13 protein-coding genes are annotated in these 14114 nt (G+C 67.3%); 10 read left to right on the forward strand and 3 right to left on the reverse strand.

The annotated features are described in order from the left end of the window. Positions 1 to 130 precede the first annotated feature (130 nt). Positions 131 to 1348 carry a quinone-dependent dihydroorotate dehydrogenase gene (locus ABD658_RS04125; protein WP_344685561.1) on the forward strand — a complete coding sequence of 406 codons (1218 nt, stop codon included), beginning with the start codon at positions 131 to 133 and terminating at the stop codon, positions 1346 to 1348. On the opposite strand, the gene ABD658_RS04130 is transcribed toward ABD658_RS04125, so the two are convergent. After that, positions 1323 to 1925, reverse strand: coding sequence for a DUF3043 domain-containing protein (locus ABD658_RS04130; RefSeq protein ID WP_070158577.1), 603 nt, complete (start codon positions 1923 to 1925; stop codon positions 1323 to 1325). The two genes, ABD658_RS04125 and ABD658_RS04130, sit on opposite strands and share 26 nt — an antisense overlap. Before the next feature lie 105 nt (positions 1926 to 2030). On the opposite strand from ABD658_RS04130, the gene ABD658_RS04135 reads away from it, so the two are divergent. The 5 genes from ABD658_RS04135 (at position 2031) to def (ending at position 6803) form a co-directional block, all read left to right on the forward strand. Continuing rightward, positions 2031 to 2438: a HesB/IscA family protein gene (locus ABD658_RS04135; protein ID WP_070158576.1), complete on the forward strand. Its 408-nt coding sequence runs from the start codon at positions 2031 to 2033 to the stop codon at positions 2436 to 2438. Between the two features lie 645 nt (positions 2439 to 3083). Beyond that, on the forward strand, positions 3084 to 3953 hold the full coding sequence (gene ctaC, locus ABD658_RS04140) for an aa3-type cytochrome oxidase subunit II (protein ID WP_070158575.1): 870 nt from the start codon (positions 3084 to 3086) through the stop codon (positions 3951 to 3953). 2 nt (positions 3954 to 3955) lie between these two features. Next, on the forward strand, positions 3956 to 5680 hold the full coding sequence (ctaD, locus tag ABD658_RS04145) for an aa3-type cytochrome oxidase subunit I (RefSeq protein ID WP_070158574.1): 1725 nt from the start codon (positions 3956 to 3958) through the stop codon (positions 5678 to 5680). Continuing rightward, entirely contained in the window at positions 5680 to 6081 is a 402-nt protein-coding gene (locus ABD658_RS04150) for a cytochrome c oxidase subunit 4 (RefSeq protein WP_070158573.1), read from the forward strand. Before ctaD ends, ABD658_RS04150 begins: the two co-directional genes overlap by 1 nt. A 125-nt stretch (positions 6082 to 6206) precedes the next feature. Next, a complete protein-coding gene (gene def / locus ABD658_RS04155) occupies positions 6207 to 6803 on the forward strand; it encodes a peptide deformylase (protein ID WP_344685566.1) in 597 nt (198 codons plus the stop codon). A gap of 73 nt (positions 6804 to 6876) precedes the next feature. On the opposite strand, the gene trpD is transcribed toward def, so the two are convergent. Continuing rightward, the gene (gene trpD / locus ABD658_RS04160; RefSeq protein ID WP_344685568.1) at positions 6877 to 7929 is read right to left on the reverse strand and encodes an anthranilate phosphoribosyltransferase; all 1053 of its coding nucleotides are present in this window, start codon (positions 7927 to 7929) and stop codon (positions 6877 to 6879) included. Positions 7930 to 8122: 193 nt separating this feature from the next. On the opposite strand from trpD, the gene ctaE reads away from it, so the two are divergent. From ctaE to qcrB, 4 genes are all read left to right on the forward strand, one after another. Further along, a complete protein-coding gene (gene ctaE / locus ABD658_RS04165; RefSeq protein WP_344743922.1) occupies positions 8123 to 8770 on the forward strand; it encodes an aa3-type cytochrome oxidase subunit III in 648 nt (215 codons plus the stop codon). Between the two features lie 105 nt (positions 8771 to 8875). After that, positions 8876 to 9673: a cytochrome bc1 complex diheme cytochrome c subunit gene (qcrC, locus tag ABD658_RS04170; protein ID WP_344685570.1), complete on the forward strand. Its 798-nt coding sequence runs from the start codon at positions 8876 to 8878 to the stop codon at positions 9671 to 9673. A 76-nt stretch (positions 9674 to 9749) separates the two neighbouring features. Beyond that, a complete protein-coding gene (gene qcrA / locus ABD658_RS04175; protein WP_344685572.1) occupies positions 9750 to 10832 on the forward strand; it encodes a cytochrome bc1 complex Rieske iron-sulfur subunit in 1083 nt (360 codons plus the stop codon). Then, the gene (qcrB, locus tag ABD658_RS04180) at positions 10829 to 12553 is read left to right on the forward strand and encodes a cytochrome bc1 complex cytochrome b subunit (protein ID WP_344685574.1); all 1725 of its coding nucleotides are present in this window, start codon (positions 10829 to 10831) and stop codon (positions 12551 to 12553) included. The genes qcrA and qcrB overlap by 4 nt, the downstream gene beginning before the upstream one ends. 115 nt (positions 12554 to 12668) lie before the next feature. Here qcrB and ABD658_RS04185 read toward each other — a convergent pair whose 3' ends face one another. After that, entirely contained in the window at positions 12669 to 14099 is a 1431-nt protein-coding gene (locus ABD658_RS04185) for a replication-associated recombination protein A (protein ID WP_344685662.1), read from the reverse strand. Positions 14100 to 14114 lie beyond the last annotated feature (15 nt).

The following is a 14114-nucleotide window of genomic DNA, read 5'->3' on the forward strand; positions in this document are numbered from 1 at the left end:
TGTGGTGCTGTGTCGTGTGGTGCTGTGTCGTGCGTGTGCGCCATTCCACCATCTTAGGGAGCCGCCGCTGACATGCGCCGCCGAGCTTGAGGAGGCCCGTCCTGCGCGGTGGCCGACATAGGATAGGAACATGCCTGGAGAGAACATCGCCGCTGAGAATCCCGCAGCATCCGCCCCCTCCGCCGCCACGCCCTCGGAACCCACTCGGGCCGCGCGGCGCGCGGCCACCGCGGCCGAGGCCCCGGATCCGCTGTACTCGTTCCTGTTCCGCCGGGTGTTCTCCCGCATGGACCCCGAACATGCGCATCACCTGGTGGTCCGTGGGCTGCGCCTCGCGGAGTCGCTGGGGGCCACCCGCCTGCTGGAGAAGGCCACTCGGCCAGCGCCCGAGCTGGAGCGCCACGTCCTGGGACGCCGCTGGCCGTCGCCCTTCGGCCTGGCCGCAGGCTTCGACAAGGGAGCCGTGGCGGTGCTGCCGCTGGCGGCCCTGGGCTTCGGACATGTGGAGATCGGCACCGTGACGGCCCAGGCGCAGTCAGGGAACGCTCGGCCCCGGCTGCTCCGGCTCCTGCAGGACCGTGCCCTGATCAATCGCATGGGCTTCAACAACGACGGCGCCGAGGTGGTCCGGGGGAGACTCGACGAGGTGCGTCATCGGATCGAGAACCTGAAGTCCGCTGGGAGGCACGCTCCCCTGGTGGGGGTGAACATCGGCAAGACGAAAGTCGTCCCACTCGAGGATGCAGTGGAGGACTACCTGCTGTCTGCTCGCCGGCTGGCGCCGGTGGCCGACTATCTGGTGGTCAATGTGTCCTCGCCGAACACCCCGGGTCTGCGCCAGCTGCAGGACATCGAAGCGCTGCGCCCGCTCCTTGAGGCCGTCGGACGGGAAGCTGACTCCGTAGCCCGGCGTCACGTGCCGCTGCTGGTGAAGATCGCGCCGGACCTGGCTGACGAGGACGTCGACGCCGTCGCCGACCTCGTGGCGGATCTGGGGCTCGACGGCGTCATCGCCACCAACACGACGATCTCCCGGGAAGGGCTCCGCTCGTCGCGCCAGGCGGTCGAGAAGGCCGGGGCGGGCGGACTGAGCGGGCCGGTGCTCGCCGCACGCTCCGTCGAGGTGCTGCGTCGGCTGCGTGAGCGTCTGCCGGAGGAGACCACGGTGATCTCCGTCGGGGGAGTGGTCAGCGCCGAGGACGTCGCCCAGCGGCTCCGGCACGGCGCGGACCTGGTGCAGGGCTACAGCGCCTTCATCTATCAGGGACCGCTGTGGGTCCGGCGCATCAACCGTGGACTGGCCGCGATGGCGCCGGAATGCCTCAGGCGGGAAACTCGCCGCGGCTGACCAGCGGCTTGGGGAGGCGCAGACGGCGGATCTGCAGTGCGCGCATGATGGCGTAGAAGCGGATCCCCTTCTCCTTCTCCCCGAAGCGCTCTTCGATCTTCCGGCGCACGCTGCGGGCCACCCACCAGCACTCGATGAGCACTACGAGCACCAGCAGCCACAGGAACTGGCTCATGATGATGCGCATCTGCTCAGGCACGGCGAGGGAGACGAAGAGGAACAGCAGCACCACGATCAGCATCCACTCGCCGACCCCGGTGCGGGCGTCGATCCAGTCCCGCACGAATCGGCGCTGGGGGCCCCGGTCCCGCACAGGCAGGTAGCGCTCGTCGCCGGTCTCCATAGCCACGCGCTGCTTCTCCCGCAGCTGCCGCATGTGCTCGCGCTGGGCCTGCTTGGCGGCGCGTCGGTCGTCCGGCACCAGTGGGCGCTTCCTTGCGGCCACCTGGTCCTTCCGCCGGGGCGTGGGCTGCCCCTTGGGCTGGGGGAGGCGCTTGTGCGCCTCCTGCTCGGCCTGTTCGGCGTCGCGGTGGGCGGCCTCGGCCTCTTCCTGCTGCTTCTTCTTTCGTCCTAGCACCGTGCCAGTCTACCGGGAATGATCGCGGACTCCTCCGGCGTTGATACGGTGAGACCCAGAGACCGACCCAGACCGACACCCGTCGAGATCGGAAGAGGTGCACGGATGACCACTCCCACCCAGGACACCACCGCGGAGGCCGCTCCGGAGGCCCAGGAGATCGCAGGAACCGTGGAGGGGCACAAGCCTCACCAGGTCGAGCTGACCGAGACGGCCGCCCAGAAGGTCGCTTCGCTGCTCGAGCAGGAGGGCCGTCAGGACCTGCGCCTGCGTGTGGCCGTGCAGCCCGGCGGCTGCTCGGGCCTGATCTACCAGCTGTACTTCGACGAGCGCCTCCTCGACGGTGACGCGCTGCGTGAGTTCGGCGGCGTACAGGTCGTGGTCGACAAGATGAGCGTGCCGTACCTGGAGGGCGCCACGATCGACTTCGAGGACTCCATCTCCAAGCAGGGCTTCACGATCGACAACCCGAACGCCGGAGGCTCCTGCGCCTGCGGCGACTCCTTCCACTGAGACTGCGCAGGAGACTCCGTGTAAGAGAGGCCGCAGGGACCCGGGCCGCGCGCCAGCGCGGTGCGGGCGTCGGCCGAACGGGCTCCTGCGCCTGCGGCGACTCCTTCCACTGAGACTGCGCAGGAGACTCCGTGTAAGAGAGGCCGCAGGGACCCGGGCCGCGCGCCAGCGCGGTGCGGGCGTCGGCCGAACGGGCTCCTGCGCCTGCGGCGACTCCTTCCACTGCGCGACGCGCCTGAGCCACGTCGGATCGACTGACCGATCAGCAGGCTGGCGGGCGATGCCGACATCGGCGTCATATTCACGACACGGCGGGACGTCACAGATGGCTGTGCCGATCGTCGTCTCCGAGCTCACGAGAACTCCGCCTCTCCCGCGTTTCTACGCGGCGTAGAAGCGGAGTTCTCGTGCATCTGCCCTGGTCACCACGGAGGCCTCCGGAGGATGCTGACGGCGGTCACAGCGGTTCCCGCCGTGTCATAGCCGCGGCGGGCGGGGGGCGAACTACTACAGTTGGTAGTAATCTTGTCGTCGAAGCGTCCAAGGCCGTCCAGCGCAGCTCGTCCCCGTGCGACCAGCAGTCCCCAGGGCGGCCCCATAACGTGCCGATCGCATTCGCACACCGAGGAAGAGGAAGGGCCGTCTGTGAGTTCGCAGAAACGAACCGGCAGCCGAGGCCAGCGCGCCGTCAAAGGGATGGTGCTGGCCACCGCGGCGGCACTGGTGCTGACCGGCTGTTCGGAGCAGGTCCAGCGTGGCTGGCTCCCCGGCAGCCGTGAGACCACCAGCAACACTGCTGAATTGACCGACCTGTGGGTCAACTCCTGGATCGCAGCTCTGGCTGTCGGTCTGCTGACGTGGGGCCTCATGCTGTGGTGCATGGTGGCCTACCGGCGTCGCAAGGGTGAGACGGGCTACCCGCGCCAGCTGGCGTACAACATCCCGCTCGAGATCATGTACACCATCGTGCCGCTGGTCATGGTGGGCGTCCTGTTCTTCTACACCGACCAGGTGCAGCGCTCCGTGGACGAGCCGAACGAGGACCCGGACCTCGTCGTCGACGTCCGGGGCAAGCAGTGGGCCTGGGACTTCAACTACAGCTATGACGGCGACGAGCGCTACTTCGCCGGCACCCAGGCCCACCTCACCGGTGAGGACGGCGTGCGTGACACGCTGCCGACCCTGTACCTCCCGGTCGACCAGTCCGTGACGTTCGAGCTGAACTCCCGCGATGTCATTCACTCGTTCTGGATCCCCGCCTTCCTGCAGAAGCGCGACATGATCCCCGGACGCACCACCGAGATCCACCTGACTCCTCAGGAGGAGGGCAGCTTCGACGGCAAGTGCGCCGAGCTCTGCGGCGAGTACCACTCCGAGATGCTGTTCAACGTGGAGGTCGTCTCCGAGCAGGAGTTCCGCGACTACCTGCAGACTCTGCCCGAGGGCCACCTGGGCGACGAGTACGACCGCAACATCAACCTTCACGACGACGTGACCGCGACCGAAGGGGACTGATCGTGGCGACCTATGAATACACCGCTGACGAACGCGCGGTCGAGTCGCGCGTCGTACCCCGGTCGAAGGGGCGCATCGTCGTCAACTGGCTGACGACGACCGACCACAAGACGATCGGGTACATGTATCTGATCGCCTCCTTCCTGTTCTTCTGCATCGGCGGCGTGATGGCGCTGATCATCCGCGCGGAGCTCTTCGAGCCCGGCATGCAGCTGCTGCAGACCAAGGAGCAGTACAACCAGCTGTTCACCATGCATGGCACGGTGATGCTGCTGATGTTCGCCACGCCGCTGTTCGCCGGTTTCGCCAACGTCATCATGCCGCTGCAGATCGGCGCACCCGACGTCGCGTTCCCCCGGCTCAACGCCCTGGCGTTCTGGTTCTTCCTCTTCGGGTCGCTGATCGCCGTCTCCGGCTTCCTGACCCCGCAGGGGGCCGCGTCCTTCGGCTGGTTCGCCTACGCGCCGCTGTCGGACACCACCTACTCGCCCGGTGTGGGTGGGGATCTCTGGGTCTTCGGCCTGGCGCTGTCCGGCTTCGGGACCATCATGGGTGGTGTCAACTTCATCACCACGATCATCTGCATGCGTGCTCCCGGCATGACCATGTGGCGCATGCCGATCTTCACCTGGAACACCCTGATCACCGCGATCCTGATCCTCATGGCGTTCCCCCCGCTGGCCGCTGCACTCTTCGGCCTGGGGCTGGACCGTCGCTTCGGCGGGCACATCTTCGATCCGGAGTCGGGCGGCGCCATCCTGTGGCAGCACCTGTTCTGGTTCTTCGGGCACCCTGAGGTCTACATCATCGCGCTGCCGTTCTTCGGGATCATCTCGGAGATCCTGCCGGTCTTCAGCCGCAAGCCGATCTTCGGATACAAGGGTCTGGTCTACGCCACGATCGCCATCGCGGCGCTGTCGGTGACCGTCTGGGCGCACCACATGTATGTGACCGGTGCGGTCATGCTGCCGTTCTTCGCGCTGATGACCATGCTCATCGCCGTGCCCACCGGAGTGAAGTTCTTCAACTGGATCGGCACCATGTGGCGAGGGTCCATCACGTTCGAGACCCCGATGCTCTGGAGCCTCGGGTTCCTGGTGACCTTCCTCTTCGGCGGTCTGACCGGCATCATCCTGGCCTCACCGCCTCTGGACTTCCACCTCTCCGACACCTACTTCGTGGTGGCGCACTTCCACTACGTGGTCTTCGGCACGGTGGTGTTCGCGATGTTCGCCGGATTCTACTTCTGGTGGCCCAAGTGGACCGGAAAGATGCTCAACGAGCGTCTGGGCAAGATCAACTTCTGGATGCTGTTCATCGGCTTCCACGGGACGTTCATGATCCAGCACTGGCTCGGCGTGATGGGCATGCCTCGTCGGTACGCCGACTACCTGGTCGAGGACGGCTTCACCGCCATGAACCAGTTCTCCACGGTCTTCTCGATGATCCTCGGGGCGTCCCTGATTCCGTTCTTCTGGAACGTCTGGATCACGCACCGCAAGGGCCGCAAGGTCCACGTGGACGACCCGTGGGGCTTCGGCGGATCCCTGGAGTGGGCGACGTCCTGCCCGCCTCCGCGGCACAACTTCTATTCGTTGCCGCGGATCCGGTCCGAGCGCCCCGCGCTGGACCTGCACCACCCGGAGCTCTCCGACCGCCACAGCCTGCACACGCCAGCTGGTAAGGTGTTCGGTCCCGCTGATCAGAAGGACAAGGCAGGTATCTGATGAAGACGAACACCGGACTCTTCGGCCTCCTGGGCGTCTTCGTCCTGGTCGTGGCCTTCATCTACGGCTTCCTCACCGGCTTCGAGGAGCTGGCGGGCTTCCCGCTGCTGCTGCTCACCGCGGGCCTCGGGTTCATGCTCTGGTTCTACCTGCGCCAGACGGACAAGCACTCTGAAGTGATGGACGGGGACAACCCGGAGGGTGAGATCCACCAGCAGGCTGGCAACTACGGCGAGTTCGCCCCGTGGAGCTGGTGGCCGCTGGGTCTCGGCTTCTCCTGCGCCTTCGTGTTCTTCGGCATGGCCTTCGACTGGTGGGTCGTGTTCATCGGCGCCATTCCGGCCATCTTCTTCGTCACCGGCTGGGTGCTGGAGTACAACCGGAAGCGCTACGCGCACTGACCCGATCAGGCGGGGCTGACCGCCCCTCCAGGGCGATGTCGCCCCGCATGCCGCAGCGACGCCCGTCGGCGCCTTCAGGGCCCGGCGGGCGTCGGCGTGCGTGCCTCCACCGTTAGGATCTCTCCATGACCATCCGCCCCATCACCATCCATGGCGAGCCGGTGCTGCATCGCCGAGCCGCAGAGGTCGAGGCCGTCGACGACACGGTGCGTCAACTGGTCCAGGACATGTACGAGACCATGGACGCCGCCCACGGTGTGGGCCTGGCCGCCCCGCAGATCGGCGTCGGGCTGCGGATCTTCACCTATACCTACGCCGACTCCGGCGACGCCCCCTCACGGGGAGCGTTCGTCAACCCCACGCTGCGGCTCATCGGCAGGGTCTCGAAGACCGCGCCCGACCCCGATGAGGAGACCGAGGGCTGCCTCTCGGTGCCCGGATACGGCTTCCCCCTCAAACGCAGCGACCACGTGGAGATCACCGGGCTCGACGAGTACGGTCAGCTCAGACGGCTCGAGGCCACCGGCTGGTTCGCCCGCATCATGCAGCATGAGTACGACCACCTGGACGGGTATCTCTACGTGAATCGTCTCGATCAGAAGTGGGCACGTCGCTGGAAGAAGGCGATGAAGAAGGAGGGGTGGACCCAGGAGGGGAACACCTGGATGCCCGGTATCGATCCGGACCCGTTCGGCCACGGTGAGCCTGAGGACGAGGACTGACTGACGGCCAGTCGGTGGGATCAGCTGCCGCGACCAGACGTCGGGACCGGGCCCGGGGGGTCGGCAGACCAGTTCAGCCGCGGCTGAACTCCACCCAGTTCACTAGCACGCTGTGGGCCGCTCCCGAGTCCAGGGCTTCGGCCGCGCGGTCCCTGTTCGCGCGCAGACGGTCCAGCAGGTTTCCCTCCGAGCTCTCATCGGCAGCGGTCAGCCCGGCGGCGGCGTTGATCAGCACAGCGTCCCGCACAGGCCCCCGGTCACCCCGGAGCACGCGCCGGACGATCTCGGCGTTGTCATCTCCTGCGCCGCCGCGCAGCGCGTCCACCTCCACCTGGGCCACTCCGAGGTCGGCGGGGTGGATCTCGTGGTGCTCCACGATCCCCTCCCGCACCTCCCAGACGTCCGTCGGTGCCGAGGTGGTGATCTTGTCCCGGCCGTCCTGTCCCCGGAACACCAGCCCCCGGGTCCCCCGGGACGCCAGCACCTGGGCCATCTTCGGAGCGAGGCCGCGGTGCGCGCAGCCGAGCGCCTGGGCATCCACCCGCGCGGGATTCGACAGAGGGCCCAGGAAGTTGAAGATCGTGCGGACACCCAGCTGACGTCGCGCCGGGGCCACGAAGCGCATGGAGGGGTGGAAGCTCTGGGCGAAGAGGAAGGTGATGCCGACCTCGGTGGCCGCCCGAGCGACACGCTCTGGGTCCATGGAGAGGTCCACGCCGAGCGCCTCGATGACATCGGCCGCGCCGGCCGTCGTCGAGGCTCCGCGGTTGCCGTGCTTGACCACCCGGGCACCGGCCCCGACAGCCACCAGCGAGGACATGGTCGAGATGTTCACCGTGCCCAGACGGTCGCCGCCGGTTCCTACGATGTCGAGGGTGGGGCCGGGGATGGAGATGTCCACGGCTTTGGCCATCATGGTCGAGGAGAGCCCGACGAGCTCTTCCGCCGTCTCGCCCTTCGCCCGCAGCGCGATCAGGAAGCCGGCGATCTCGGCGTCGGTCAGCTCGCCTCCCATGAGGCGCTCCATGGCCCAGGCGGAGGCCTCCGCGGTGAGGTCCTCGCCGCCCAGCAGGGCGTCCAGCAGATGCGGCCAGGTGGTCTGTGAGGCGGGGGAGGTCTCAGTCACCGGACCAGGATATCCCGGCCCACGACACGCCGTTTCTCTACATTTCGTAGAAATTTCCGACACATTCTCGCGGGCCCCGACCTTGGTACTTCCTGGGAATGACGGGGATCGCCGGTCTGACAAGGAACTGGGGGAGGCGCCACACCCCCTTCGTCGATGGCGAACGGGCGTCGATTCAGGCAATAATGTCCTCGTGACGTCTGCAACCCAAGCCCCCAATGCTCCGGCGCGCACGCTGCCGAACCGCCCGAACATGGTGTCCGTGGGCACCATGGTCTGGCTGACCAGCGAGCTCATGTTCTTCGCCGGCCTGTTCGCGATGTTCTTCACCCTGCGCTCGACGCAGCCTGAGATGTGGGCGGAGTACAGTGCGCGACTCGACATCACCCTGGCCACGATCATCACAGTGATCCTGGTGGCGAGCTCCGTGACGGCGCAGTTCGGAGTGTTCGCCGCCGAGCGTCACCAGCCCCGCCGCACCGGTTCCCTGATGAACATCAAGAACTGGGGCATGGTCGAGTGGTACATCCTCTCGTTCCTCATGGGCGCAATCTTCATCGCGGGCCAGACCTTCGAGTTCGCCGAGTTGGTCAGCCACGGTGTGGCGGTCCAGACCAACTCCTTCGGCTCCGCCTTCTACATCACCACCGGCTTCCACGGCCTCCACGTGATCGGCGGGCTCATCGCCTTCCTGTACGTGATCGCGCGGGCGTACTTCAGCGTGAAGTTCACCCACAAGGAGGCGAGCGCCGCCGTCGTGATCTCGTACTACTGGCACTTCGTCGACGTCGTGTGGATCGCCCTGTTCGGCGTCGTCTACATCCTTCCGATGTTCGTCTGACGGGCGTGACCGTCCATTCCCGACGGACGACGACCATCCATCACCCATCACTATCGCCCGCAGGCACCGCAGGCGGGCCCGCACCGAGAAGTTAGGAACCGGCACGTGAAGGCACTCTCACAGAAGCGCCGCCACCCCTTCGCAGGCGTGGCACTGCTCCTCCTGGGCCTCCTGATCACAGGGGGTCTGTATGCCGCGGCCACGACCATCAATCAGGCCCAGGCCTCTCAGGAGGCGGACGGATACTCCGCCGCGGACGTCGATGAGGGCGAGCGCCTCTTCGTGGCCAACTGCGCCACCTGCCACGGCATCAACGCCGAGGGGACGGACGCCGGACCGTCGCTGATCGGCGTCGGCGCGGCCTCGGTCGACTTCCAGGTCGGGACCGGGCGCATGCCGATGCAGATGCACGGTCCGCAGGCGCAGGAGAAGCCGCGGCAGTTCAATGACGAGCAGACCATGCAGCTGGCTGCCTATGTCGCCTCCCTCGGGGCAGGGCCGGCTGTGCCCGCCGAGGAGTACACCGATGTGGACCAGGGAGATCCTGCCCGAGGCGGAGAGCTCTTCCGCATCAACTGCGCCATGTGCCATAACGCCGCGGCGGCCGGCGGCGCACTGACGGAGGGGAAGTACGCTCCGTCGCTGCACGGAGTGGAGGAGCGTCACATCTATGAGGCGATGCAGACCGGTCCGCAGAACATGCCCGTGTTCAACGACGCCAACATCCCGCCGGAGGACAAGCGCGACATCATCGCCTTCCTGAAGACCTACGACTCCCAGGGGACTCCCGGCGGCTTCTCGCTCGGTTTCCTCGGCCCGGTCTCCGAAGGCCTGTTCATCTGGACTGGGGGACTGGCGATCCTGATCGCCTCGATGGTCTGGCTGACGTCCCGCTCCTCGTGAGCCGCCGGCCGCGGTGAGCCGAAGACGCCGCACACGCACCTACTACGCAATCACTCAAGCAAAGGACGAGAACCATATGGGCGAGCACGGTCACGGCGACCCGAATGAGTCGGGGGCCGTCATCACAGCCGGTGACGGGGAGTCGGGCAGGTACGCCATCGACAACCCCGGTCTGCCGCCGCACCGCCCGCGGGTGGCAGATGAGGACCCGAAGGCCGAGAAGCGCTCCGAGCGCCAGGTGGCCACGCTGTTTCTCATCTCGATCATCGGCACCGTGATCTTCTTCATCGGCTACTTCGCGGTGGAGCTCAGCGAGAACCTCCAGGCGCTGCGCCTGCAGAACACCCTCCTCGGCGTCGGCGTGGGCTTCGCCATGCTCGGCATCGGCCTGGGGGTGGTGCACTGGGCCAAGACGCTCATGCCCGACCACGAGTTGGTCGAGGACCGCAAGCCGCTGCGCAAGGAGGCGGAGCGCCAGGAGGCGGAGCAGATCATCACGGATGTGCTCGAGGAGTCCGGCATCAAGCGCCGACCCCTGATCCGCAACACCCTCATCGGTGCGGCTGTCCTGGCGCCGCTGCCCTTCATCCTCCCGTTCCGGGACCTGGACCGCTCCGAGGACTTCGGCGTGGAGCGCATGCGTCACTCGCTCTGGGAGGAGGGCGTCCGCCTGGTCCGTGACCCCACCGGCACCCCGATCCGCGCGGCTGACATCACGATCGGCTCGGCGATGCACGTGATCCCCGAGACCCTGCGCGAGGTGTCCGGCCACGCGGACCGCCTGTCGGAGAAGGCCAAGTCCGTGGTGCTCGTCGTCCGGATGAACCCCGATGACATCCAGCAGGTGACTCCCGGCCGCGAGGACTGGACCCACGAGGGCATCATCGCCTGCTCCAAGGTCTGTACCCACGTCGGCTGCCCGGTGGCCCTCTACGAGCGGCACACGCACCACCTGCTGTGCCCGTGCCATCAGTCGACCTTCGACGCGGCTCAGGAGTTCAAAGTGGTCTTCGGCCCGGCCGGCCGCCCGCTGCCCCAGCTCCCGATCACCGTGGACGAGGAGGGCTTCCTCGTCGCCCGCAGCGACTTCACCGAGCCTGTCGGCCCGACCTACTGGGAGCGTGGCTCCACCGACCCCGAGGGTGATTACAACGCATGAGCGCCAGCACAGAGAAGTACACCGAGGCCCAGTACCTCGAGGCAGACCAGTACCAGCCTGAGACGCGCACCGGACGCATCGCCAACTACGTCGATCAGCGGGTCGGCGGCACCGGCATGGTCCGCGAGTTCGGTCGGAAGATCTTCCCGGATCACTGGACGTTCATGTTCGGCGAGGTGGCGCTCTACAGCTTCGTCATCCTGATCCTCTCCGGGACGTTCCTGACGTTCTGGTTCGACCCCTCCATGGCCAGCACGCGATACGACGGCTCCTATGCGCCGCTGCAGGGCCTGGAGATGTCCACCGCCTACGCCACCGCGCTGGAGCTCTCCTTCGACGTGCGCGGCGGGCTGTTCATGCGTCAGCTGCACCACTGGGCGGCGCTGCTCTTCGTGATGGCCATGTCCATCCACATGCTGCGCGTCTTCTTCACCGGCGCGTTCCGCAAGCCGCGTGAGCTCAACTGGGTCGTCGGCTGCGCGCTGCTGATCCTGGGCCTGGCCGCCGGCTTCACCGGCTACTCGCTGCCGGACGAGGTCCTCTCCGGCAACGGTCTGCGGATCATCGACGGCATGATGAAGGCCATCCCGGTGGTCGGCACCTACATGTCCTTCTTCCTCTTCGGCGGGGAGTTCCCCGGCGGAGAGGTCATCCCCCGCCTCTACGTGCTGCACATCATGGTCATCCCGGCGCTGATCCTGGTCCTGATCGCTGTGCACCTGTTCATGGTGGTCACCCACAAGCACACCCAGTACCCCGGCCCGGGACGCACCGAGCGCAATGTCGTCGGCTACCCGGTGGGCCCGGTGTACGCGGCCAAGGCCGGCGGCTTCTTCTTCATCGTCTTCGGCATCCTGGCGGTCATCTCCGGCACGTTCCAGATCAATGCGCTCTGGAACTACGGGCCCTACGACCCGTCCCCTGTGCAGGCCGGTGCGCAGCCCGACTGGTACATCGGTCCCTTCGAAGGCGTGCTGCGTCTGATGCCGGGCTTCCTCGGAGAGATTCCGCTCGAGTTCGTCATCCCGACGCCCTGGGGCGGTAACTCGGTGGCCACGCCGGTGCTCATCCCGATGATCCCCATCGCGGTCATGTTCCTGGTCATGTTCATCTGGCCGTGGATCGAGGCCTGGATCACCGGGGACAAGAAGGAGCACCACATCCTGGACCGCCCGCGCAATGCCCCCACCCGGACGGCGATCGGCGCGGCGAGTGTGACCTTCTACTGCATCATGTGGGGCATGGGGTCCAACGACCTCATCGCGACGCACTTCATGCTCTCGCTGAACGACATCACCTATTGGTCGCGGGTGCTGATCTTCGTCGGACCGGTCATCGCCTTCGTCCTCACCAAGCGCATCTGCCTCTCGCTGCAGCGCAAGGACCGGGAGACCGCGCTGCACGGCCACGAGGCCGGCGTCATCGAGATGCTCCCGCACGGTGAGTTCCGCGAGAAGCACACCCGTCCCTCGGACTACGAGCTGTACACGCTGGTGGCCTTCGAGTCGCCGGCGCCGTCCGGTCCGCAGCCGAACGCGAAGGGCAAGATCACCCGGACCGAGAAGTTCCGGGCCAAGCTCAACCACTGGTTCTTCCAGGACCGCGTCGAGCCGGTCAGCCGCGAGGAGTACCTCGAGGCGCTGGAGCACGACCACCACGGCGACGGCCACGAGGGCGGTCTTGAGGCGACGGATCGTCGGTCTATCGAGGCCAGCCACTGAGTCGCACGTGGGTCCGAGAGGACCTATGGGGCTCAGCGCCTTCTGCCAGAGCTGACGACGGCGGGGCCGCACCTCCTTGGGGAGGTGCGGCCCCGCCGTCGTCTGCTGGGGTCCCTCAGCGGCGGGTGATGGCGCGCAGGCGGTCGAGTCGTTCGGCGACGGCGCGTTCCTGCCCGTTCCCGGTGGGACGGTAGTAGTCCACTCCGACGAGGTCATCGGGGGGATACTGCTGGGCCGCCACATGATGGGGCTCGTCGTGGGCGTAGACGTAGCTGCGTCCGTGCCCCAGACGGTGGGCCCCGGCGTAGTGCGCGTCCCGCAGATGGAGCGGGACCGGCCCGCCCTTGCCGGCGCGGACGTCGGCGATGGCGGCGTCGAGGGCACGGTAGGAGGCGTTGGACTTCGGGGCGGTGGCGATGTGCACCGTCGCCTCCGCGAGGAGGATGCGCGCCTCGGGCATCCCGATCAGCTGGACGGCCTGGGCCGCCGCCACGGCCGTCTGCAGCGCGCTGGGGTCGGCCATGCCGACCTCCTCACCGGCCGCGATCACCAGACGACGGGCGATGAACCGGGGATCCTCTCCGGCGACGACCATACGGGCCAGGTAGTGCAGTGCGGCGTCGGGGTCCGAGCCGCGCAGGGACTTGATGAACGCGGAGACGATGTCATAGTGCTGGTCCCCGTCGCGGTCGTACCGCTGCACGGCATGGTCCATCGCCTGCTCGGCGTCCTCGGAGGTGATCGTGATCGTCCCGAGATGTCCTGGCGTGGCCCCGCCCGCTTCGGGGGAGTCTCTCTCGGGCGAGTCCGTCTCGGAGGAGTCGGAGTCGCCTGGGTCCGCCTCGGGGGAGTCCTCGTCCGAACATGCGTCGTCGGTCCCGGCGGGTGCATGCTGCTCCGCCCGACCGGCAGCCACCGCGGCGGCAGCCTCCAGAGTGGTCAGCACGCGGCGCGCGTCGCCGCCGGCCATGCGCAGGATGTGCCCGCGCGCCTCAGGATCCAGCGTGAAGGCGCCGTCGAGGCCGCGCTCCTCGGCCAATGCCCGGTCGATCAGTCCCGAGAGGTCCTCGTCGGTCAGCGGACGCAGAGTCAGCAGCAGGGAACGCGAGAGCAGAGGGGAGACCACGGAGAAGGACGGGTTTTCGGTGGTGGCGGCGACCAGGATCACCCAGCCGTTCTCGACTCCGGGAAGGAGGGCGTCCTGCTGGGCCTTGTTGAAGCGGTGGATCTCGTCCAGGAACAGCACGGTCGTCCTGCCCCGCAGGTCTCGGTCCTCGAGGGCCTGGTCCATGACGCGGCGGACGTCCTTGACTCCCGCCCGGATGGCCGAGAGCTCCACGAAGGTGCGGGACTCGCCACGGGCGATCACATGGGCCAGCGTCGTCTTGCCGGTGCCCGGCGGGCCGTAGAGGATTACCGACGAGGCACCGGCGGGACCCCGCGAGCCCTCCGCGAGCACGCGGAGCGGGGAGCCCTGCTCCAGCAGGTGCTGCTGCCCGACGATCTCGTCGAGGTGGCGTGGACGCATGCGGACGGCCAACGGCATGTGCCGTCGTCGACC

Source organism: Nesterenkonia aethiopica, from assembly GCF_039534665.1.
Lineage (GTDB): Bacteria > Actinomycetota > Actinomycetes > Actinomycetales > Micrococcaceae > Nesterenkonia > Nesterenkonia aethiopica.